We start from the raw sequence: 21,324 nt of genomic DNA, 5'->3' as shown, positions 1-21,324 counted from the left end.
AAGGCCCGCCGTTGCCGGCGGACCTTTGGGTAAAAGGTGTGTATCGGGATCAGTTGTCCACTGCGTAGAACGCGCCGCCAACTTCATCGGTCACACCAAAGTCGTCGCCGACCGTGGTATTCGTCAGAGTGCCGTCGAAGACGCCGAAGACGGAATTTGTTCCGTTTTCATCGGCAAATGCGCCGTTCAGTGCCCCTGCAAAGTCATACGTTTCCGCGCCTTCCACCAGGAAGGAGCCGGTCAGGTCACCCGACAAAATCCCCGCACAGATCGCCAGTGGGCTGTCTTCGGTGATACTGCCTACGACCGAAGGGAAAACCGTGCCTTGGGAGTCAACCGAGATCGCGGAAATATTGTCGAACGTGGCGGTTGCGGTCGTTCCAGACAGGTTCACCCCGATCGTGGCATCGCCGGTGATAACCGCACCGTCGCCGCCAACAAAGTCATTGATTTCGGCGCCAAAAGTACCGGTGTAGACTGCCTCGCCTGCCGGGGCTTCCAGCGTGCCGAGTTCATTTGCGTTCTTAACGCTGGTAATGAGATCATCCACACCTTCCGGATAGGCCGAGGTATCTGCAGGCAGATCCAATTCTAATATACCCGACGAGGTCACGGTATTCGGATCAACCGGTTCACCGCCGCCGCCGCCGCAGGCGGCAAGGGCGAGAAGCATGGCGCTCGTCAAAGATATGTTCGAAAGTTTCATGTAAACGTCTCCAAAAATATTTCAGTCGTTCGCCCGCGAGAAAAACAGGCGCGCCGGGTCTGTCCGGCGAGGACGACGCCTAGGGACCGGATGAGGTCCGAAAATGACAGGAGAGAAATTTTCTATTTTATTGTTTTTATGGTGTTTTATTTGCAACAGTGTGTTCCGGCGTCGGGGTGCAACCAAGGCGAGAGCGCGCCCAGAGACGTTCCTCTTTTGCGATTGGAAAGTCTTGCCGCGCCCGTGCCGCAAAGCGTCGGATCGCTTCGCCGCCCGGCTTGCTGAAGAGCAATCCAGCCGGTTCTCGGCTCATCGATCCCGATGCTTTTTTTTGGAGGTCGCCCCCGGTGCGTCAGGTGGACCTGATCGCCGAGCAGGCGAGCGCCCGACCGGCGCGCTTACGCGAAACTCGAGGTGACCCGCGACCGCACGCGTTGTCCGATTTCGCGCATTCCCGCTTCGAACCCGTTGATCCGGCTCACGATCCGGGACCGGATCGGCGCAGCGCGGGCTTCGTCCGCGGCCGTCTGAATGGTGGCGGCCAGCTCCTGCAGAGCGTCGATATCGGTATTCGAAAAGCGGATCGTCGCCGCTTCGCTGAACATTTCCAGCGTCAGCGTTGGCGCGGACGGGTCCGAAGCATTGACGACGACGCTATCGAGCGAGCGCAGCGGGCAGACCTTGTGGCGCACAAAAGCGCCCTTGGCGGAGACGGAGCCAAGGCGCACCTCGGAGGCATCGTAGTCGATTTGCAGCGCGTTCTTGGGGCCCTTGCGGGAATGGGCGTTGAAGAACATTGCAAGCCCGACGCAGCCCACGACGATGGCCAGATCGGCGGCAACCTTGCTGGTCGTCTCGAACATGCTAAGGCCGACCATGATCGGAATGACAAACAAGGAGGCGGCAAAAAGGGTCAGATAGCCCACGACGGCAAGCCCCTTCATCCCGGCTGTCCTGTCCGCGCTGGCCTGAGACACGGAGACACCCCAGTCACTCGTGTGGCTGACAAGTTTCGTGCTGCGCCGTCCCGAAGTGTTCACCAAAAAACTCGGCATAGTTAGAATCTCCAAAATAATGGAATCAGCTATTTAACCACTTTGGCGAAAAAGCGGCGGTGCTTGGGGCGGTTTGCGGCGAGCGGTTTGCGTTACCGAAGGGCCGCAAATTCGGCATTCGCAGACTCCTGGCAATGCGCGCCGCACAATCAAGGCGGTCGGTGAGATGCGACCCGGCATCTTCAGCTCGATACCAGTGCACCATGGCCGGTATTCGAGTGCTGTCGGTCTGGCGACAGGTTCACAATCACGGGCGCTTCAAGGTGCCCGATGTGCGCGGGAAACGGTTGCAGTCCTGCTGAGTGGGCCTGGAAACCCTCAGCGCGTCCCGAAGAGAATGCGGTTCGATTCCGCCTGCTCCTCGGCGCTCAGCGGCGCGCTGCGCAGGTCCGCGCCCACCGCCTTGCCCCGCTTCACGGCATCCCGGGCCCAGACCGCATCCAGCCAGCGCGCGAAATGCGGCTTGTCCTCCAGCGTCTGCTGCTGGCCTTCCCAGTTCTGCGCCCAGGGCCAGATCGCCATGTCCGCGATCGAGTAGTCGCCTGCGACGAACTCGTTCTCCGCCAGTTGCCTGTCGAGAACACCGTAAAGCCGCCCGACCTCGCGCCGATACCGATCCTGCGCATAGGGCAGGACCTGCGCCGGGGTCAGGCCTGGGGCGTATTTCATGAAATGATGTGCCTGTCCCGCCATCGGTCCGACACCGCCCATCTGCCACATGAGCCACTGGTCGACGGCGATCCTCTCGCGCTCGGTCTTGCCGCAGAACATGCCGGTCTTCCGGGCCAGATATTGCAGGATCGCACCGGATTCGAAGATCGAGACCGGCGCGCCGTCGGGGCCATCGGGATCGACGATCGCCGGCATCCGGTTGTTCGGCGCAATTTTCAGGAAATCGGGGTCGAACTGGTCGCCCTTGCCGATGTTCACGACATGCAGGTTGTAGGGCAGGCCCATTTCTTCAAGCGCGATGGTGATCTTCCAGCCGTTCGGTGTGGGCCAGTAATACAGGTCGATGGGGGCGGTCATGGGATCTCCGATGCGGGTCAGGCGTGCGACAAGCTATTGCAGCGTGCCGGAAAGGAAAGAGACGATCCGCGCGGCAAGCGCCGCGTGGGCCTCGGCGCGTGGACGAAGACCGGCATCCGAACAGATGTTGTCCGGGCTGGCCAGCCCGATGACGATCCGCCCAAGGGGCGAACACTCGGCGAGAAACGTGAAATGCCAGCTCTCGGGTTCGACGTGATATGCGCCTTGGGGCAAGGTTGCCGCCAGCGCATCCGCCCGCATCGCTGCCGGGGCGTCCTGACCGAGGTTGATCACAAGAACCGGGAGGTCCATCGCGGCAAGGCTGTCCGGCGTCGTGGCGAGCGACAAGGCGGGATCGACGGCCACCGCCGCGCGCACACGCGGGTCGGAATGATCGGCCTCGTAGAGGGGCTGGTCGATGGTTGCGAAATCGACACCGGCGTTCAGCATCCACGTGCAATCGGGTATGCCGTCGTGAGTCGCGCAATAGTCGATGAACGCCGCCTTGGTGACACGTGATCCCGCCAGCGCCAGCGCGGAATGCCCGCCCAAGGAGAAGCCGAGAACGCCCACTCGGTTCGACTCCGCAGGCAGGTCCGAGCCGAGCGTCCAGTCCAGCAGCGCCGTCAGGTCGGCAGGTCTTTCCCAAATGCGGATCGTCTGGAACGGATCGCTGTCGCGTGACGTGGTGCCGGGATGGTTCGTGGCGACGACGATCATGCCCGATGCGACCATTTCGCGGATCAGCCACCCCATCTGAGGCGCGTTGCCGCCCGATCCGTGCGACAGGACCACAACGGGAAACGGACCCGTGGCGGCCGGCGCGTCGATATGGACGTAGTGACCATAAAAGAGGGCATTCTGCCCCAGAAGAACGGGGGGCTCCGCATCGGGCTCGGCGGGGTACCAGACGTGGACCGGGATGTCCCGATCTCTGTGCGGGGCGGGCGTGCTGGTCAGGCGATAACCCGGCGCGGTTTCGGGTGCCGGGCGGACCCTGGTGTCAAGCGTCACGCCCGCGATCACGACGAGGCCGACGATAAGGGCCAATCCGGCGAAAATTCGAAAAATCCATTTCATGCCGCGTTCGTATCCGGCGCACATCTGCTTTCCAAGAGGCTTGACCGGCTGAGCTTTCGGGGCTAGCACGCAGGCATCGTGGCGATTTGTTCACCGGATTGCGGGCCACGTTAAAAACTCCGCTAAAGAGGTCTGGGACGACTCCATCGCCCCCGGCGCTCATCGCGGTGGGGGCTTTGTTTTTGGAAAGGAGGCGTCCCCATGTCCAAGGATTGGAAAACCCGCACGAAACTCGTGCATGAAGGCATCCGCCGCAGCCAGTACGGCGAGGTGTCCGAAGCGATCTTCCTGACTCAGGGCTTCGTCTATGACAGCGCCGAACAGGCCGCGCAGCGCTTCGAGAAGGCGGGCGACGACGAGTTCATCTATGCCCGCTACGGCAACCCGACCGTGCGCATGTTCGAGGAACGCATCGCCGCGCTCGAGGGCGCGGAAGACGCCTTCGCCACGGCCAGCGGCATGGCCGCCGTCAACGCGGCTCTGACCTCCATGCTGAGGGCGGGCGATCACGTGGTCTCGGCGCGCGCGCTGTTCGGGTCCTGTCTCTACATCCTCGAGGAAGTGCTGACCCGCTACGGGGTCGAGGTCACCTTCGTCGACGGCACCGATCTGGACCAGTGGCGCGCTGCCGTACGCCCCGGCACCAAGGCGGTATTCCTCGAATCCATGTCGAACCCCACGCTCGAGGTCATCGACCTGCCCGCCGTCGCCGAAATCGCGCATGGCGTGGGCGCGAAGGTCGTCGTCGACAACGTCTTCTCCACCCCCGTGTTCAGCCGTGCGCTCGAGCTTGGCGCCGATGTCGTCGTCTATTCCGCGACCAAGCATATCGACGGGCAGGGCCGTGCTCTGGGCGGCGTGGTCCTTGGGACGCGCGAGTACATCCGCAAGACGCTGGAGCCCTATCTCAAGCACACGGGCGGCGCGATGTCGCCCTTCACCGCATGGCTGATGCTCAAGGGGCTGGAAACGCTCGACCTCCGCGTCCGCGCGCAGGCTGCCGGTGCGCTTGCGATCGCCGGTGCGCTTGAGGGCCATCCGAAACTGGGCCGCGTTCTCTATCCCGGCCTTGCCAGCCACCCGCAACACGCGCTTGCGATGCGCCAGCTTGAAAAAGGCGGCACCGTCGTGGCATTCGAGGTGCAGGGCGGGCAGGACGCGGCGTTCAGGTTCCTGAACGCGCTCCGGATCGTGGTGATCTCGAACAACCTCGGCGACGCCAAGTCGATCATCACGCATCCGACCACCACGACGCACCAGCGTCTGACCGACGACCAGCGCGCGGCGCTGGGTATCACGCCGGGTCTGGTGCGGCTGTCGGTCGGGATCGAGGACGCCGAGGATCTGATCGCCGACCTCATGCAGGCGCTCGAACAGGCATGACCAAGGTCGTCCGGACAAAACTTGAAAACTCCACTGGGAGTTTTCCCGGCCTCCTCGTGCGCTCTTTTTCCGACGGGGATGCGCCGGCGCTGGCCGGTATCTTCCACCGTTCCGTGCATGAGGGCGCCGCCGCCCGCTATACGCCCGTGGAATGCGCCGCCTGGTCGCCGCATGTGCCTGACACTAGGTCCTGGGAACTGCGGCTGGCCGAGGCGGACACCGTCGTGGCCGAACTGCCGGACGGGCCGGTGGGGTTCATGTCGCTGGATATGACCCGCGCGTACCTGGATCTGGCGTTCGTTCTGCCCGAGGTCATGGGCAAGGGGATCTCCGAGGTGCTCTATGCCGTTCTGGAGGGCCGAGCGCGGGCGCGGGGGCTGACCCGTCTGGAAACCGAGGCCAGCCTTCTGGCCGAGCCGTTCTTCGCCCGTCACGGCTGGCGTCTGGTCAGACGCCAGAAGGTCGAACGGCTGGGCGTTCTCCTGTCGAACGCGGTGATGGAAAAGCCGCTGGAACGCGTGGCGGCTTTCGCCTGAGATCAGGTCGGGACGCCTCTGACGAACCAGAGCCTCAGAAGGGCGAAGGGCTGTCGCAGTGTCGCCGGAGCAGTCGTGGCGATGCGCTGGCCGGTCTCCGTGGACATGTCTCCGGCCTCGTCGCGCCGCGCCGCATGCTCAATTTCGCGGCCAAGCTCCGGCAAGACAGTGCGGCCAGATGCCTCGAACCTGCGTGTCGCGCGCAGCATTTCATCTTGTAGTATCATCATGGCTTCTCTCCGGAACAATTCGGTCTGTTCCCTTATTTCATAGCTTGTTTTTTGGATTTCTCTGAGTCAGAAATAATTCCATACCTTTAAGTCAGGCTATCAAATGACGGATCCCGACTGGCGCCAGCTTCCGCCGCTCTCGACGCTTCGCGCCTTCGAGGCGACAGCGCGGCTCGAAGGGTATTCGGCGGCGGCGCGCGCGCTCAACGTCACGCCCGCCGCCATCGCCCAGCAGGTCCGCAAGCTGGAAGACGAGATGGGCGCGGCGCTGGTACGGCGCGAGGGGCGGGGGCTGGTCCTGACCGAGGCCGGGCGGCATCTGGCCGCGCCTCTGCGCGAGGCGTTCGCGCTGATGGCCGCCGGGGTGAATGACCTGCGAAACCGCGAAGCGGCGAGAGGTCTGCGAGTCTCGACCACTGACTTCTTCGTGGATGCGGTGATCCTGCCGCGCTTGCGCGACTTCTGGGAGAAGCACCCCGGGGTCGAGATCGCGTTCTCTCCCGAGGGCAACAGGGCACCGATCGACCTAGATGCCTTCGATCTTGTCGTCAGGGGCAATCTCAAGGGCGAGACCTGGGGAAACCTCAACGCCGTGCCGCTGATTCACACGCCCCTGATCCTCTGCGCCGCTCCGTCGCTTGTCGGAGATGGGCGCGTCGATGCCACCACTTTTCCATGGCTTCGCGATCGCAGCATGGTGCAGTCGGTCTTCGACGAGGCCGTGCGCCGCGCAGGCTGCGATCCGGACCAGGTCAGCATCGTGGACCCCGGAAATGTCAGGCTGGAAATTGAGGCGGCCCTCATGGGGTACGGGCTCAGCCTGTCGTCCGAGATCGTTGTGCGCAAATATCTCGCCGATGGCTCGCTCGTTCTGGTGGACTGTCCGCTGGACATGTGGGGTGTCTACTCGGTGATCACCCGAAAAGGCCCGCTCCGTGAAAACACGCAGCAATTCCTGGATTGGCTGATCGCGATCTGCGCGCCGCTGTCCTATCGGCCCGGCGCCTGAGCCGGCACGCCCGCCCTTGCCAGAGGCGGGAGCAGGGTGCACAAGACTGGCATGTCGTCCGAAAAGCCCTTCCTGATCCTTCAACTACGCCCCGAGGATGAAGCCTCTGACAGCGAGTTCCGCGCGTTCCTCGAAAAGGGCGGTCTCGACGAGGCCCGCGCGCATCGCATCCGCCTCGACGCTCAACCATTGCCCGCCGATCTGTCGCTCGACGATTATGCCGGCGTCATCGTCGGCGGCGGTCCGGGTTGCGTCAGCGACGACCCGGCAACCAAGGACCCGGTCGAAGCGCGTGCCGAGGCCGAAATCCTGCGGCTGATGCCCCAGATCACGGCCCGCGACATGCCGTTTCTCGGCTGCTGCTACGGCATCGGCATTCTCGCCCATCACCTGGGCGGCGAGGTCTCGAAGGCGCGTTACGGCGAGCCGGTCGGCCCCGTGTCCTGCCAGGTGACGCCCGAGGGCCGCGACGACCCGCTATTGGCGGGATTGCCCGAGAGGTTCAACACGCTCGTCGGCCACAAGGAGGCGGTCCAGGAACTGCCGCCGGGCGCGGTGCACCTTATGGTCTCCGAGCCTTGCCCTTTCCAGATGATCCGTACAGGCCGGAACGTCTATGCCACCCAGTTTCACCCCGAAGCCGACGGCGATGTCTTTGCCGAGCGCATCGAGATCTACAAGCATCGCGGCTATTTCGACCCGGCCCAGGCCGAAAGGCTTACAGAGGTGTGCCAATCGGCTGAAGTCACTGTCCCACCGGAAATTCTGAAGCGTTTCATTCTTCGTTACGGATGATCCGGCAGAGCCGCTCTTGCGTATGAATTAGCAAAACCCGTCGGAACTGCGGTGAGCGGTCCTTTCTTTGACGGATTACAGCGACGCAAGAGAGATGACATGAACATTCACAGCCCTGATTTCCTTCTAGACGTAACCCGCGACGACGCTGCGAAGATGCTCGATCTGCTGCGTGGCTGGGTGAAGCAGGCCGATGCGGCCGAGATCGAAACGCTCGATCCCGCGCTGCGCCAGCTGTTGCCGGGGCAAGGCATGGGCTATCCGGCGCTGTCGCGCGCCTATCCCGCGGGCTTCACGGTGGATTCCGCCTACAAGGACACGCTGCCGGATCTGCAGAACGGCCCGGAATCCCTGATCAAGGGCGCGCGCCGCGCGATCCAGCATGTGGGTATCTCGAACTTCCGACTGCCGGTGCGTTTCCGCATGAAGGACGGGGGCGAACGCCTGCTGGACACCTCCGTCACCGGCACCGTCAGCCTCGAGGCGGACAAGAAGGGCATCAACATGAGCCGGATCATGCGCTCTTTCTATGCCCATGCTGAAAGCACGTTCTCGTTCGAGGTGATCGAAGCCGCGCTCGACGACTACAAGAGCGATCTCGAAAGTTTCGACGCCCGCATCCAGATGCGGTTCTCGTTCCCGATGAAGGTGTCGAGCCTGCGCTCGGGCCTGTCTGGCTGGCAGTATTACGACATCGCGCTGGAACTGGTGGAGCAGAACGGCGTGCGCACGGGCATCCTGCACCTCGACTACGTCTATTCCTCGACCTGCCCGTGCTCGCTGGAACTGTCCGAGCATGCCCGGCGCGAGCGCGGCCAGCTGGCGACGCCCCATTCCCAGCGCTCTGTCGCGCGTTTGTCGATGGTTGTGGACCCGAACGCACCGACCCTCTGGTTCGAGGACGCAGTCGCCCTCTGCCGCGCCGCCGTGCCGACCGAGACGCAGGTCATGGTCAAGCGCGAGGATGAACAGGCCTTCGCCGAACTGAACGCCGCCAACCCGATCTTCGTCGAGGATGCGGCGCGTCTCTTCGCCGAGGCGCTTCAGGGCGACCAGCGCGTGGGCGATTTCCGCGTGGTCGCGTCGCACCAGGAAAGCCTGCACAGCCATGACGCGGTGTCGGTGCTGACCGAGGGTGCGACGTTCGAGGCGACGTCGCTCGATCCCAAACTCTTCTCGACCCTGTTCCACGTCGGTTGAGCCTTTCGTGTTGCCCGGCGGAAGGATAACCTGCCGCCGGTCGACAAGGAGGTGCTTTGATGGAATGGACATGCCGGTGCGGCGCCTTCGCGGCGGAAGTTGATACCACCGGCGGGCTCAGGGCTGTGTGCTATTGCAACTCCTGCCGGAACTTTGCCAGCCGCACGGGTGCCGAGGGCGCACTGGATGAGGCCGGCGGCAGCGATCTGTTCCAGGTCGCCCCGGAGAGAATGCGGTTCCTCCGCGGCGCGGAGAACCTCTCGTGGCTCAGGCTTTCGTCAAAAGGCCCCGTTCGCTGGTTCACGACCTGCTGCAACACGCCGGTCGCCAGCACGCTGGAGACGCCTGCGATCCCGTTCGTGACACTGCAAAGCCACCGTTTCGCCGATCCGTCGGCCCTTGGACCGGTCAAGGTGCGTGTCTTCCGCGAGGCCGCCACGGGCCGGGTGCCGGATGATGGCGGAGGAGCGCTGAAGCTCTATGCCAATTTCGGGTTTCGCGCCCTGAAATCGAAACTTGCAGGCGGATCGAAGCGCAATCCGTTCTTCGGATCGGACGGCAAGCCGGTCGCGCCCGGCGGCCCGGTTGCCGATTGACTTGCGGGCCTCGCCCGGCCAAGGCTCCGTCCCATGATTGATCTGCGCCCAGTCGGATATGTTATCGGTCTGCTGATCGCGGCGCTGGGCGTCACGATGCTGGTGCCGATGCTGGTCGATTTCTCGGTCGGCAACGGCCATGCGGGCGCATTCCTTGAGTCCGCGATCCTCACGACGATGATCGGCGGCCTGATCTCGCTGGCCTGCGCCAATGCGGTGACCGGCAAACTGAAGATCCAGCAGGTCTTCCTGATGGCCTCGGGGGTCTGGGCGGTGCTGCCGGTCTTCGGGGCGATCCCTTTCGTCGAGGGCGCGACCGACGCCAGCATCACGGACGCCTATTTCGAGGCGATGTCGGGCCTGACCACAACAGGGTCGACGGTGTTCGTTGGGCTCGACGACTTACCCGCGGGCCTGCTGCTCTGGCGCTCCATGCTGCAATGGTTCGGCGGCATCGGGATCATCGTCGTGGCCATGGCCTTCCTGCCGGAACTCCGCGTCGGCGGCATGCAGATCTTCCGCTCCGAGGCCTTCGATACGGCCGGCAAGGTGCTGCCGCGCGCCGCCGAGATCGCTTCGCGGATCTCGATCGTCTATCTGGGCCTGACGGTCGTCTGTGTCCTGACCTATCTGGCCGCGGGCTTCACCTTCTTCAACGCGGTGAACCATGCGCTGACGACGATCTCGACAGGCGGTTTTTCCACCCATGATGCGTCGTTTGGCGAGTATCAGGGCGCGCCGGAATACGTGGCGTCCGTGTTCATGGTTCTGGCCAGCCTTCCATTCGTCCGTTACGTCCAGTTGCTGGCCGGATCCGCCCAGCCGCTCTGGCGCGACAGCCAGGTCCGGGTCTTCCTGGTCGTCACAGTCGTGCTGATCGTGACCGTGGCGCTGTTCCGGCTGATCGTGAATGACGACAACTTCTTTCACGCGCTGCGCGAGGCGACCTTCAACGTGACCTCGATCATCACGGGCACCGGCTATGCCAGCGTGGACTACCAGCTGTGGGGCGCCTTCCCGGTGGCGCTGTTCTTCTTCATCGGCCTGATCGGCGGGTGCGCTGGCTCGACCTGCTGTTCGGTCAAGATCTTCCGCTACCAGATCGTCGTCATCGCCATCGCCAACCAGATCCGGCGCATCCACAGCCCGCACGGCGTCTTCCAGCCGAAATACGAAGGCCGCACCCTGACCGAGGACGTGATCTCTTCGGTGACGGCCTTCCTGACCATGTTCATCGTCTCGCTCGGCATTCTCGCGGTGCTGCTCTCGGCGACGGGGCTCGATTTCGTCACGGCCGTCTCGGGCGCGGCGACGGCGATCGCGAACGTGGGTCCGGGGCTGGGCGAAATCATCGGGCCGGCCGGCAACTTCTCCACGCTGAACGACCCCGCCAAGTGGATCCTGATCGTCGGCATGTTGGTCGGGCGCCTGGAACTGATGGTGGTTTTCGTCCTGTTCACCTCGCGCTTCTGGAGGACCTGAGATGCGACCGTTGGGAGTGGAACTGGCATTCATGCTGCAGGACCGGGAGGTGGACACCGTCTTTGGCATCCCGGGCGTCCACAACATCGAGATCTACCGCGGCGTCGAACAGGCCGGCATCCGCCATGTGCTGACGCGCCATGAACAGGGCGCGGGCTTCATGGCCGACGGCTATGCACGGGCCACAGGAAAGCCCGGCGTCTGTTTCGTGATTTCCGGCCCGGGGCTGACCAACATCCTGACCCCCATGGGGCAGGCCTATTCCGACAGCGTGCCGATGCTGGTGATCTCGACCGTGCTGGACGAGACGGCCGCGCGGCGCGGGCCGTTGCACCAGATGCGGGACCAGGAGGGAGCAGGGCGCACCGTCGCAGACTGGTCCGAAACGGCGCGGACTCCCGAGGCGGCCTACCAGTTGCTCGACCGGGCCTTCGCCGAATTCCTCGCCGTGCGGCCAAGGCCCAAAAGCCTTCATGTTCCCATCGCGGTTCTGGGTGGCGAAGCGCCGGCCTTTCCGGCGGGGGGCATGGCGGAGGGCCAGATCGGCGAGACATGGGACGGCCACATCTCGGCGCTGGCCCAGGCGCTTCGGCAGGCCCGGCGGCCGCTTTTCCTCTTCGGCGGCGGCGCGCGCTGGATCGGCTTTGCCGGCCCGGTGCTGGAGCGCTGGAACGCCGCCAGCATGACGACCTACGCTGGGCGAGGCGTGGTGCCGCCCGGCGCGCCGCTCCACTTCGGTTCATACCTCGCGCGCCCCTCCAGCGCTGAAGCCCTGAGCCGCGCCGATGCGATCTTCGTCTTCGGCTCCGAACTCGCGCAGGGCGATCTCTGGCGCGAAAGCCTCGGCACGGACACGCGGCTCTTCCGCGTCGATATCGACGCCGAAGTCCTGGCACGTCCCGGCCAGTATCCGATCTATGGCGATGCGTTCGGCGTCTTCGACGACCTCTCCCGCAGCGTCGAAGAGCCGCTTGAAACCGACTGGACCCCGGCCGAAATCGCCGCGACCCGCGCGAGGTGGAAAGCCGAGATCGACGCCGAGCGTCCCGGCATCGTGCCCGTCTGCGACGCGCTCTCCGCCGCGCTGCCCGAAAACACGATGATCTTCTCCGACATGACCCAGTTCGCATATGCCGCGAAAGAGGTCTGGGACATGCCCAAACCGGGTCTCTGGCACCACCCGACGGGCTTCGGCACGCTGGGCTATGCGCTGCCCGCCGCGATCGGCGGCGCGCTGGGCCATGATGGCCCGGTCATGGCCATCGCGGGTGACTATGGCTTCCAGTATACGATCCAGGAACTGGGCACCGCCGCCGAACTCGGCCTCTCGCTGCCGATCCTCCTCTGGGACAACAATGCGCTGGGCGAAATCCGCGACAACATGATCTCGGCGCAGATCTCTCCCGTCGCGGTCACGCTTAAGAACCCCGAGTGGCGCCATCTCGCGGCGGCCTATGGCTGCGGCTATGCCGAGCCGGCCAGCCTTGGCGACCTGACCGCGATCCTCAATTCCGCGTTCACCGCCGGACGCCCGACCCTCATCCGGGCGACCCCTGCGCTGGGGGCGTAGGGGGCCGGGCTCAGTTCCAGCAGGTCACCAGCACCGTCAGGTCGGCAGCCAGCAGCGTCAGGTCCTCGGGGGCCATCGGCGCGCCCGTGTCTGACACTGCCGCGCGGATGCCGTTGGCCGACAGGAACTCCGCCAGCACCGGCGCATCCGCCGCGAAGGCGACGGTCCCGGGAAGCTGGCGCGTACCCTCATCAAGGGCCAGCAGCATCCCCATCACCGCGCCCGAGCCGTCGAAGACCGGGCCGCCGGCATCGCCGTCGCCGCTTTCGATCTCCAGGCGCTGAACGCGCGCATCGCCGTCCAGCCCCTTGACGTCGGCCAGCGTGCCGAAGGTCAGCGTCGGCGCGGAAAGGACACCGCCGAAGGGGAACCCGGCCACGGCGACATCCGACTGGATGCGGGGCTCGAGGCCGGAAAGCCGCGCCACCGATATCGGAGCCAGCGCCGTGCGGGGGCGCAGCAGGGCCAGGCCAAGCGCACTGTCCTGCGCGGCGATATCCGCCTCGGTCTCGTCGTTCAGCATGATCCGGGCGCACTGGTCTACAGTCGCCGCGCTGGTCAGCACAGCGCCGTTCGCATCGATGAAAAAGCCGGATCCGGCCCGGTCCGGGCGCCGGATTTCAAGGCCCGACAACAGGTCGATGTTCTGGGGCGCGCCTGCGCCGATGGTGTCGGGCAGAAAGCCGTCGGTCGGACGGAAGCTGGCCTGCATTTCCGACAACGCCAGCCGGAACCGCTTTTCGTCAGAGGCCGGCCAGACAAGGGTAAAGCCCTTAACCGTGTTCCGGACCGAGCGCACGAAGGTGTGCGAGATGATCCGGCTGTCCCTGCCGGTCAGGGTGAATTCCTCGTTCCCCAGCCGGCGTTCGCCGTTCACCGGCACCACCTGCAGGGTCTGCATGATGTCATAGAGCGCCGCCATGGTGTTGCGGTCGCCTTCCTGGCTGATCAGCACAACGCGGACGCCGTCGTCGGTTGCGGGTTCGTAATGCGCAAAGGGCGCCTCGTACCGATCGAACCTGACCAGACCGGCGGGAAGCGTGATGTCGATGCCGGCTTCGACGTCGCTGATCGGTTGCATGTTCAGAGAGCTCAGCGCCTGGCTATAGGCCTGAACCAGATCCCGGCGCTGGCGCGTCGTCATGACGCCCGTGGGTTCATAGCGGTTGGCTTCCTGCCAGCTGGCCATGGCGCGCCTTGTGCCGGGGCCGAAGTCGGCGTCGATGATCGAATTGTAGAAACCTTCCCACCGAAGCGCGATCTGGATCAGTTCGCGGTCGCCGCGGGTCAGGCTGCGTTCGCCTGCCAGCGCCTCTGCCTGTGTTTCCTCGCCGGGTTCCAGCGGCGGCAAGGGCTGGGCGGGTTGCGCGGTGGCGACCGGCGCGTTTTCGGACCCGAAGAAGCGTTCGATGAAATTGCCGCCGTCCGATATGAAGCTGTCCGACGGAATGGCTCCTGTTGCCCGCAATTGTCCCAGCGCCGACAGCGCCTCGGCTTCGGAATAGGGGCCAAGCGCGATGGCGAACCAGCCCGAGGCCAGCCGGAACCCGTTCACGTCCGGCAGCCGTGCGGCATAATCGGCGGCGCGTTCCAGTCCCAGCGACCGGTCGGGCCTTGCCTCGATCTGAACCCAGGTCTGCGCCAGGGCCATCTGGCTCCAGAGTGCCGTGGCAAGAACAGCCGCAACTTGAAACAGTCTTTTCATATTCGTCCCGCTCAAATGATCGCCCCCAAGGCGAGTTTCGGATGGTTCTACCAAAGCCTGTGTCACATGCACGCGGTTTCAAGGGGCGTCTCATTGACCCTCTCAGGCCTGTTGCCTATTGAGAACGCGAAATTCGAGCCAGCGGAGCGGACAATGGCAGCCCTCGAGCGCCCCACATCGTTTCAGGAGATCATCCTGCGCCTCCAGACTTACTGGGCCTCAAAAGGCTGCGCGGTCCTGCAGCCCTATGACATGGAGGTCGGTGCCGGCACCTTCCACCCGGCGACCACGCTGCGCGCACTGGGCGGCAAGTCCTGGGCGGCGGCCTATGTCCAGCCGTCCCGCCGGCCGACCGACGGGCGCTACGGCGAAAACCCGAACCGGCTTCAGCACTACTACCAATACCAGGTCATCATCAAACCCTCGCCTCCCGATCTTCAGGCGCTCTATCTCGGTTCACTCGAAGCGATCGGCATCGACATGGCCCTCCACGATATCCGCTTCGTCGAGGACGACTGGGAAAGCCCGACGCTCGGTGCCTGGGGCCTGGGCTGGGAAGTCTGGTGCGACGGCATGGAGGTCTCGCAGTTCACCTATTTCCAGCAGGTCGGCGGACATGACTGCAAACCGGTCTCGGGTGAGCTGACCTACGGGCTCGAACGGCTGGCGATGTATGTCCTCGGCGTCGATCACGTCATGGACATGCCCTTCAACGATCCCGCCGCCCCGATCCCGCTGACCTATGGCGACGTCTTCCGCCAGACCGAACAGGAATACTCCCGCTGGAACTTCGACACGGCCGATACCGAGATGCTCTTGAAGCATTTCGAGGACGCCGAGGCCGAGTGCCAGCGCATCCTCGCGGCTGAGGAGACCGACCCCAAGACGGGCCGCCGCATCGTCATGGCCCATCCCGCCTACGACCAGTGCATCAAGGCCAGCCATCTCTTCAACCTGCTTGACGCCCGCGGCGTGATCAGCGTCACCGAACGGCAGGCCTACATCGGCCGGGTCCGCGCGCTGGCCAAGGCCTGCGCCGACGCCTTCGTAACCACGGACGCGGCCGGGGCGGCGGCATGACCGGAAAGATTCTCGCCGCCGTGATCGTCGTCTCCGCCATACTGTCGGGTTTCCTGATGTACTATCTTCAGGTCTACGGCTTCTACCAGGAGGTCACCCCCCGCGGGGTTGAAGATGTGCAACTGACAAGCGTCGCAGCCGGCCAGCCGGAGCCGATCTTGTTCGAAAACTTCAAGGCCATCGACTCGGATTCCTCGCCTTTGCGCTACCGCGCCTGCTTCGAGACGCCCATGTCCGAAGCGATGCTGACCGAAACCTATGTCGTCTACGACGATCCGATCCCGAATGTCGCGCCGGGCTGGTTCGACTGCTTCGACGCACAGGCCATCGGGTCGGCGCTGGAAGACGGACAGGCCTTCGCCTTCCTCGGCATCTCCAATGTCGAGTACGGCTTCGACCGGGTTGTCGCGATCTTCCCCGACGGGCGCGGCTATGCCTGGCACCAGATGAACATCTGCGGCGAGGAAGTGTTCGACGGCAACCCGCCGCCGCCGGGCTGCCCGCCGCCGCCGGAGCGCAGCGAATGACCCGCGCACAGAACTCCCTCGCCCCAGACATTGCAGGACCGCACCATGGCTGATCTCCTGATCGAGCTCTTCTCCGAGGAAATTCCCGCCCGCATGCAGGCGAAGGCGTCCGACGACCTGAAACGCCTTGTCACCGACGGGCTGGTCGAAGCCGGTCTGACCTATGCCGCGGCACAGGCTTTCGCCACGCCGCGCCGCCTGACGCTGGCCATCGAGGGGCTGCCCAAGGGCTCGAAACCCGTCCGCGAGGAACGCAAGGGCCCCCGCACCGATGCCCCCGAACAGGCGCTTCAGGGCTTTCTCCGCTCCACCGGTCTCACGAAGGACCAGCTCGAGGCGCGGGACGACAAGAAAGGTCAGGTCTGGTTCGCCGTCATCGAGAAGCCGGGACGCGACGCCGCCGATATCGTGGCCGAGGTTCTGGACAACGCGATCCGCAATTTCCCGTGGCCCAAGTCGATGCGCTGGGGCGCGGGCAACCTGCGCTGGGTGCGCCCGCTCCATTCGATCATCGCCATCCTGACCGAGAACGGCGAGGTCTCGACCGTGCCGCTGACCGTCGACGGGATCGTCGCGGGCGACACCACCGAGGGCCACCGGTTCATGGGGGCAGGGCGCTTTGCCGTCACCTCGTTCGAGGATTACGCCGCGAAGCTGAAACGCGCCCATGTCATCCTCGACCCTGCCGAGCGGGCCGAGCATATCTGGCACGACGCGACCCAGGCAGCCTTTGCGCAGGGACTGGAAGTCGTTGAAGACAAAGGGCTTCTGGCCGAGGTTGCCGGTCTTGTGGAATGGCCCGTGGTGCTGATGGGCGAGATCGCGGAAGAGTTCCGCGCCCTGCCGCCCGAGGTGCTGCAAACCTCGATGAAGGAACATCAGAAGTTCTTCTCGGTGAAGGACAAATCGGGCCGGATCACCCATTTCATCACGGTAGCGAACCGCGAAACCGCGGATCACGGCGCGACGATCCTGGCTGGCAATCAGAAGGTGCTCTTTGCGCGGCTGTCGGATGCCAAGTTCTTCTGGGAAAACGACCTGCGAACGATCAAGGCCGTGGGCATGACTGGCATGGCCGAGCCTTTGCGCGATGTGACCTTCCACAACAAGCTGGGGTCGCAGGCCAAACGCATCGAACGCATCGCGGCTTTGGCGCGGGAGATTGCGCCGGTGGTGGGGGCCAAGCCCGATCTGGCCGAAGAGGCCGCGCGGATCGCCAAGGCCGACCTTGCCTCGGAAATGGTCTACGAATTCCCCGAATTGCAGGGGATCATGGGCCGCTACTATGCCCAGGCGGCGGGCCATGACGATGGCGTGCCCGAGGCCTGCCGGGATCATTATTCGCCCCTTGGCCCGAACGACGACGTGCCGACGCATCCTGTCTCGGTTGCCGTGGCGCTGGCCGACAAGATCGACACGCTGACGGGGTTCTGGGCCATCGACGAGAAGCCGACGGGGTCGAAGGACCCGTTTGCGCTCCGGCGCGCGGCGCTTGGGGTGATCCGGTTGGTGTTGGAGAATGGGGTTCGATGGCAGCTTTTTGAAATACTGTTTCAAAAAGTTGCAGCACGCATCTTCTATGCTCATGGTCTGGAGATTGGATTGCGGCAAGGCATAGCGAAACGCGCTCTTGAACTGTCTAACGTTACAGACGCGCTCAAGGAACATGCCAATTTGTTTTTCGACAAACAGTCAGACGACAATCTTGAAAAGATCCGAGAGAGTGCATCGAAAGACTCATTGAACAAGTCCATTGACCTCCTCGCCTTCCTCCACGACCGCCTCAAGGTCTACCTCCGCGACCGGGGCATTCGTCACGACGTGATCGACGCCTGCCTCGCCATGCCCAATGCCGACGACCTGACGCTGCTGGTCAAGCGGGCCGAGGCGTTGCAGGGCTTCCTCGACACCGATGACGGCACCAACCTGCTGCAAGGCTTCAAGCGGGCGCATAACATCCTGAAACAGGCCGAGGAGAAGGACGGCGTCGAATATTCCTTCGGTCCCGATCCGAAACTGGCCGAGACGGGCGAGGAAACGGCGCTGTTCAAGGCGCTCGACGCCGCCGAGGCAAGAATCGCGCCGGCGATAGAGGCGGAAGACTTCGCCGCCGCCATGTCGGCGATGGCCGGTCTGCGCGCGCCCATCGACTCATTCTTCGAGACGGTGCAGGTCAATTCCGAGAACCAGATCGTCCGGCGGAACCGGCTGAACCTCCTCCACCGCATCAGCGCCGCCTGTCTTGCGGTTGCCGATCTGACCAAGGTTGAAGCGTAGGGCGGGGTTCACCCCGCCTTTTCAATATCTTCCGTGACGACCCTCATTCGATTGCGGTGTCTCGCCGCATGCATCGCCGCACGCCCAGTTAACCAGGTCGTCCTGTCCGACAGGTGCCATACGCTTGCCATACGTTTTGCCGACGCTTTGCCGACAGGGGGTTTCGCGCATTTCCCCTTGTTCCTAAGGCAGAGTCCGGCGTCGGGCCGCAGGCACGGCCCGTTGCGCCGCGCCCTGCTGCAATGCGGCGTTAACCCTCCGGCGTTTCCGCTCTGCCACGCAAGTTGTCAGAAAAGATTTACAATCCTTGATTGGCCAATGTTAACGCATACACTGCGCTCAAAGGAATCGCCGCGGTGCAGAAACACATAGATCTCGAAGATTTCGTCGTTATCGACGAGACGGCTCCCTTGGCCGTAACGACCCATGGCGGCCGTGCGAAATGCCTTCAGCGCCTGGTGCGCCTGAACCTGCCCGTGCCCCAGACTGTCGCTTTGCCCTTTGCCACCGTGCGCCGTCTGGCCGGCGGCGGGGTCGTGGATACCGCATTGATTCTGAAGCATTTCGGGCCCGCGCCCCTGGTCTCGGTTCGTCCGTCCTCCGAGGACCCCGACTGGGGCGGACCGGGCGCGATCCTGAATATCGGCATGAACGACGCCCGTCACGCAGAGTTCGCGAACCTTCTGGGCCACGAGGCCGCTGACGAGCTATACGCCCGGTTCATCCACACATACTCGGCGCAGGTCGCGCATCTGGACCCCGACGTGTTCGACAGTATTTCCGGCGCGTCCTCGGACATGCTGTCGCGCATGCTCGACATTTACGAAGAAGAAACGGATGAACCGTTCCCGCAGGATCCGGTCCGGCAACTGGGCGGTGTTCTCAAGTCGATGGCGCGCATGTGGGAAGGCACCTCGGCCCGCCTCCTCCGCCAAGCCCGCGGCGCCCCCGCCGACGCCGGCCTCGGCCTTGTGGTGCAGGCGATGGCACCCGGCCTCGGCCCGCCTGAATCGGGTTCCGGCGTGATCCAGTTCGTCTCCTCCGAGACCGGCCAGCCCCAGATAAAAGGACGGTATCTCAGCCAAAGTCAGGGCCGCGAGGCGCTGGGTGCCGAGGGTGCTGTCTATCTGACCCGGGACAAGCGGGGGGTTTCCCTTGAGGAGCTTTGCCCGGAAGCTTTTGATAAGCTTGTGGAATTTGGTTCAATTTGCCGAAACCGCTTGCGCGAGGAGATGCAGATCGAGTTCACGCTCGATGGCGGCAACCTCAGCATTCTCGATGCGGTTCGTGTACAGCGGAACTCGCGGGCGGCCGTCCGCATCGCCGTCTCTCTTGCCGAAGACGGGGTGATCTCCCGGGAGGAGGCTGTGCTTCGCATTCAACCAGGTGGTCTTGCGGAGCTGCTCCACTACCAGGTCGACCCGGACGCGGATCGTGATGTGCTGGCGCGCGGCGTTGCCGCAAGTCCCGGAGCGGCCACCGGAAGGCTCGTGTTCACGTCCGAGGCGGCCCAGGCCAGTGCGGCACGGGGCGAGTCCTGCATCCTGGTCCGCCGGGAAACCTCGCCGGAAGACATCCGGGGCATGCACGCCGCCATGGGCGTGCTGACCGAGCGCGGCGGGATGACCAGCCATGCCGCGGTGATCGCGCGCGGTCTGGGTCTACCCGGCGTGGTGGGGGCCTCGGACATTGGTCTCAACCGTAAGAACAGAACTTTGGCGCTTCCAGATGGCCGGGTCTTGTCGGAGGGTGATACGGTCACGATCGATGGAACGGACGGCGTTCTTCTTGCAGGTGCCGTTCCTCTGCTGGAGCCCGCGCTCGATGATGCGTTCCGGACTCTCCTGCATTGGGCCGACGATGTGCGCGATATCGGGGTCAGGGCGAATGCCGACACTCCCGCAGAAGCGCAGGTCGCCCGCAACTTCGAGGCCGAGGGCATCGGCCTTTGCCGCACCGAGCACATGTTCTTCGAAGAAGACCGCATGAGCGTCATGCGGGAGATGATTTTCGCAGAGACTCCAGAGGGGCGCGCTGCAGCTCTTGAGCGACTCATCCCCATGCAGGTGGCTGACTTCAAAGAACTTTTCCGTATCATGTCCGGGTTGCCGGTCTGTATCAGATTGTTCGATCCTCCTTTGCACGAGTTCCTTCCTTCAACCAGGGAAGGCCTTCGAGAGATCGCCGATTCAATGGGGTTGTCGGTGTCGAAGGTCACGCGGAGGGTCGAAGCTCTTTCGGAGTTTAATCCGATGTTGGGCATGCGCGGTGTCCGGCTGGGAGTGACGTTACCGGAAATCTATGAAGCGCAGGCACGCGCCATATTCCTTGCGACGATCGCGTCCAAGGAGGCTGGGTATTCCACGGTTCCCGAGATCATGATCCCGCTGGTTTCTGCCAAGCGCGAGGTTGAGCTTGTGCGCATGCGGATCGAAGGTGTGGCCGCGCATGTGAAGGGTGAAACCGGAAAGAGTTTCGAGTACAAGCTCGGTGTAATGGTCGAAACGCCGCGCGCTGCGCTTCGTGCGTATGATATTGCCCAGTACTGTTCTTTCCTGTCCTTCGGTACGAACGACCTGACCCAGATGACATATGGCTTGTCCCGTGACGACGCTGGCCGTTTCATGGGCGCCTATGTGCAGCAGGGTGTCTATCCGGAAGACCCGTTTCACCGTCTCGACATTGAAGGTGTCGGAGAATTGCTCCGGCTTGGTGCCGAGCGCGGACGTGCCTCGTCGCCCGATCTTGTGCTTTCCATATGCGGTGAACACGGTGGCGATCCCGACTCGATTGCCTTCTGCAGGGAGGCAGGCTTCAATTATGTCAGTTGTTCGCCGTTCCGCGTACCAGCCGCGCGACTCGCTGCGGCGCACCTGGCCTTGCGGAATCCGGCATCAAAAGGGACGGAAATTCGCTGACCGTCGTCAAAATGCACAACATATAGGCGAGATCTCGCCGAACTTGCCCACACCTGTGAACACTTTGTCACCCCCCGACGGGTGGACCTTCCGGCGAACCTTGGGTAGTCCAACCTCCGTTATCTAGTGATTGGGGCCGAAACGGG

Annotated in this window: 18 protein-coding genes and 1 riboswitch; of the genes, 12 read left to right on the top strand and 6 right to left on the bottom strand. The window is 63.9% G+C overall.

Going from position 1 to position 21,324, the window contains the following annotated elements; genetic code table 11:
* Positions 1-49 precede the first annotated feature (49 nt).
* From ACKLNI_RS14055 to ACKLNI_RS14040, 4 genes are all read right to left on the bottom strand, one after another.
* The gene (locus tag ACKLNI_RS14055) at positions 50-673 is read right to left on the bottom strand and encodes a hypothetical protein (protein ID WP_413719706.1); all 624 of its coding nucleotides are present in this window, start codon (positions 671-673) and stop codon (positions 50-52) included.
* Positions 674-1,104: 431 nt separating this feature from the next.
* Positions 1,105-1,761 carry a hypothetical protein gene (locus tag ACKLNI_RS14050; protein WP_413719705.1) on the bottom strand — a complete coding sequence of 219 codons (657 nt, stop codon included), beginning with the start codon at positions 1,759-1,761 and terminating at the stop codon, positions 1,105-1,107.
* Between the two features lie 318 nt (positions 1,762-2,079).
* Entirely contained in the window at positions 2,080-2,790 is a 711-nt protein-coding gene (locus tag ACKLNI_RS14045) for a glutathione S-transferase N-terminal domain-containing protein (protein WP_413719704.1), read from the bottom strand.
* A gap of 33 nt (positions 2,791-2,823) precedes the next feature.
* Positions 2,824-3,870, bottom strand: coding sequence for an alpha/beta hydrolase family protein (locus ACKLNI_RS14040; RefSeq protein WP_413719703.1), 1,047 nt, complete (start codon positions 3,868-3,870; stop codon positions 2,824-2,826).
* Between the two features lie 68 nt (positions 3,871-3,938).
* Positions 3,939-4,017: riboswitch (SAM riboswitch) on the top strand.
* A 54-nt stretch (positions 4,018-4,071) separates the two neighbouring features.
* Here ACKLNI_RS14040 and metZ point away from each other — a divergent pair.
* Both metZ and ACKLNI_RS14030 read left to right on the top strand, forming a co-directional pair.
* Positions 4,072-5,253 carry an O-succinylhomoserine sulfhydrylase gene (gene metZ, locus ACKLNI_RS14035; RefSeq protein ID WP_413719702.1) on the top strand — a complete coding sequence of 394 codons (1,182 nt, stop codon included), beginning with the start codon at positions 4,072-4,074 and terminating at the stop codon, positions 5,251-5,253.
* Positions 5,250-5,789, top strand: a complete 540-nt coding sequence (locus ACKLNI_RS14030; protein WP_413719701.1) for a GNAT family N-acetyltransferase — start codon at positions 5,250-5,252, stop codon at positions 5,787-5,789. Before metZ ends, ACKLNI_RS14030 begins: the two co-directional genes overlap by 4 nt.
* Before the next feature lie 2 nt (positions 5,790-5,791).
* On the opposite strand, the gene ACKLNI_RS14025 is transcribed toward ACKLNI_RS14030, so the two are convergent.
* Positions 5,792-6,019, bottom strand: a complete 228-nt coding sequence (locus ACKLNI_RS14025) for a hypothetical protein (RefSeq protein ID WP_413719700.1) — start codon at positions 6,017-6,019, stop codon at positions 5,792-5,794.
* Between the two features lie 103 nt (positions 6,020-6,122).
* On the opposite strand from ACKLNI_RS14025, the gene ACKLNI_RS14020 reads away from it, so the two are divergent.
* The 6 genes from ACKLNI_RS14020 to ACKLNI_RS13995 all read left to right on the top strand — a co-directional run bounded on the left by ACKLNI_RS14020 (position 6,123) and on the right by ACKLNI_RS13995 (position 12,671).
* Positions 6,123-7,028: a LysR family transcriptional regulator gene (locus ACKLNI_RS14020; RefSeq protein ID WP_413719699.1), complete on the top strand. Its 906-nt coding sequence runs from the start codon at positions 6,123-6,125 to the stop codon at positions 7,026-7,028.
* Positions 7,029-7,079: 51 nt separating this feature from the next.
* A complete protein-coding gene (locus tag ACKLNI_RS14015) occupies positions 7,080-7,823 on the top strand; it encodes a glutamine amidotransferase (protein WP_413719698.1) in 744 nt (247 codons plus the stop codon).
* A gap of 99 nt (positions 7,824-7,922) precedes the next feature.
* Positions 7,923-9,023: a GTP cyclohydrolase FolE2 gene (folE2, locus tag ACKLNI_RS14010; protein WP_413719697.1), complete on the top strand. Its 1,101-nt coding sequence runs from the start codon at positions 7,923-7,925 to the stop codon at positions 9,021-9,023.
* A gap of 59 nt (positions 9,024-9,082) precedes the next feature.
* Positions 9,083-9,619: a DUF6151 family protein gene (locus tag ACKLNI_RS14005; RefSeq protein WP_413719696.1), complete on the top strand. Its 537-nt coding sequence runs from the start codon at positions 9,083-9,085 to the stop codon at positions 9,617-9,619.
* Positions 9,620-9,652: 33 nt separating this feature from the next.
* Positions 9,653-11,101, top strand: coding sequence for a TrkH family potassium uptake protein (locus ACKLNI_RS14000; protein WP_413719695.1), 1,449 nt, complete (start codon positions 9,653-9,655; stop codon positions 11,099-11,101).
* 1 nt (position 11,102) lies between these two features.
* Positions 11,103-12,671: a thiamine pyrophosphate-binding protein gene (locus tag ACKLNI_RS13995; protein WP_413719694.1), complete on the top strand. Its 1,569-nt coding sequence runs from the start codon at positions 11,103-11,105 to the stop codon at positions 12,669-12,671.
* Positions 12,672-12,681: 10 nt separating this feature from the next.
* Here ACKLNI_RS13995 and ACKLNI_RS13990 read toward each other — a convergent pair whose 3' ends face one another.
* Positions 12,682-14,376: a serine protease gene (locus ACKLNI_RS13990; RefSeq protein ID WP_413719693.1), complete on the bottom strand. Its 1,695-nt coding sequence runs from the start codon at positions 14,374-14,376 to the stop codon at positions 12,682-12,684.
* 153 nt (positions 14,377-14,529) lie between these two features.
* Between ACKLNI_RS13990 and ACKLNI_RS13985 the strand changes: the two genes are divergently transcribed.
* The 4 genes from ACKLNI_RS13985 to ACKLNI_RS13970 all read left to right on the top strand — a co-directional run bounded on the left by ACKLNI_RS13985 (position 14,530) and on the right by ACKLNI_RS13970 (position 21,178).
* Positions 14,530-15,456, top strand: a complete 927-nt coding sequence (locus ACKLNI_RS13985) for a glycine--tRNA ligase subunit alpha (RefSeq protein WP_413719692.1) — start codon at positions 14,530-14,532, stop codon at positions 15,454-15,456.
* Entirely contained in the window at positions 15,453-15,983 is a 531-nt protein-coding gene (locus ACKLNI_RS13980; protein WP_413719691.1) for a DUF6446 family protein, read from the top strand. The genes ACKLNI_RS13985 and ACKLNI_RS13980 overlap by 4 nt, the downstream gene beginning before the upstream one ends.
* A gap of 45 nt (positions 15,984-16,028) precedes the next feature.
* Entirely contained in the window at positions 16,029-18,260 is a 2,232-nt protein-coding gene (gene glyS, locus ACKLNI_RS13975) for a glycine--tRNA ligase subunit beta (RefSeq protein ID WP_413719690.1), read from the top strand.
* A 356-nt stretch (positions 18,261-18,616) separates the two neighbouring features.
* Complete coding sequence (locus tag ACKLNI_RS13970; protein WP_413719689.1) at positions 18,617-21,178, top strand: putative PEP-binding protein; 2,562 nt, start codon at positions 18,617-18,619, stop codon at positions 21,176-21,178.
* Positions 21,179-21,324 lie beyond the last annotated feature (146 nt).

The sequence above is a fragment of the Silicimonas lutimaris genome, assembly GCF_047314965.1.
Classification (GTDB): Bacteria; Pseudomonadota; Alphaproteobacteria; order Rhodobacterales; family Rhodobacteraceae; genus JAVJUV01.
This window is presented reverse-complemented; position numbering and strand designations above follow the sequence as displayed.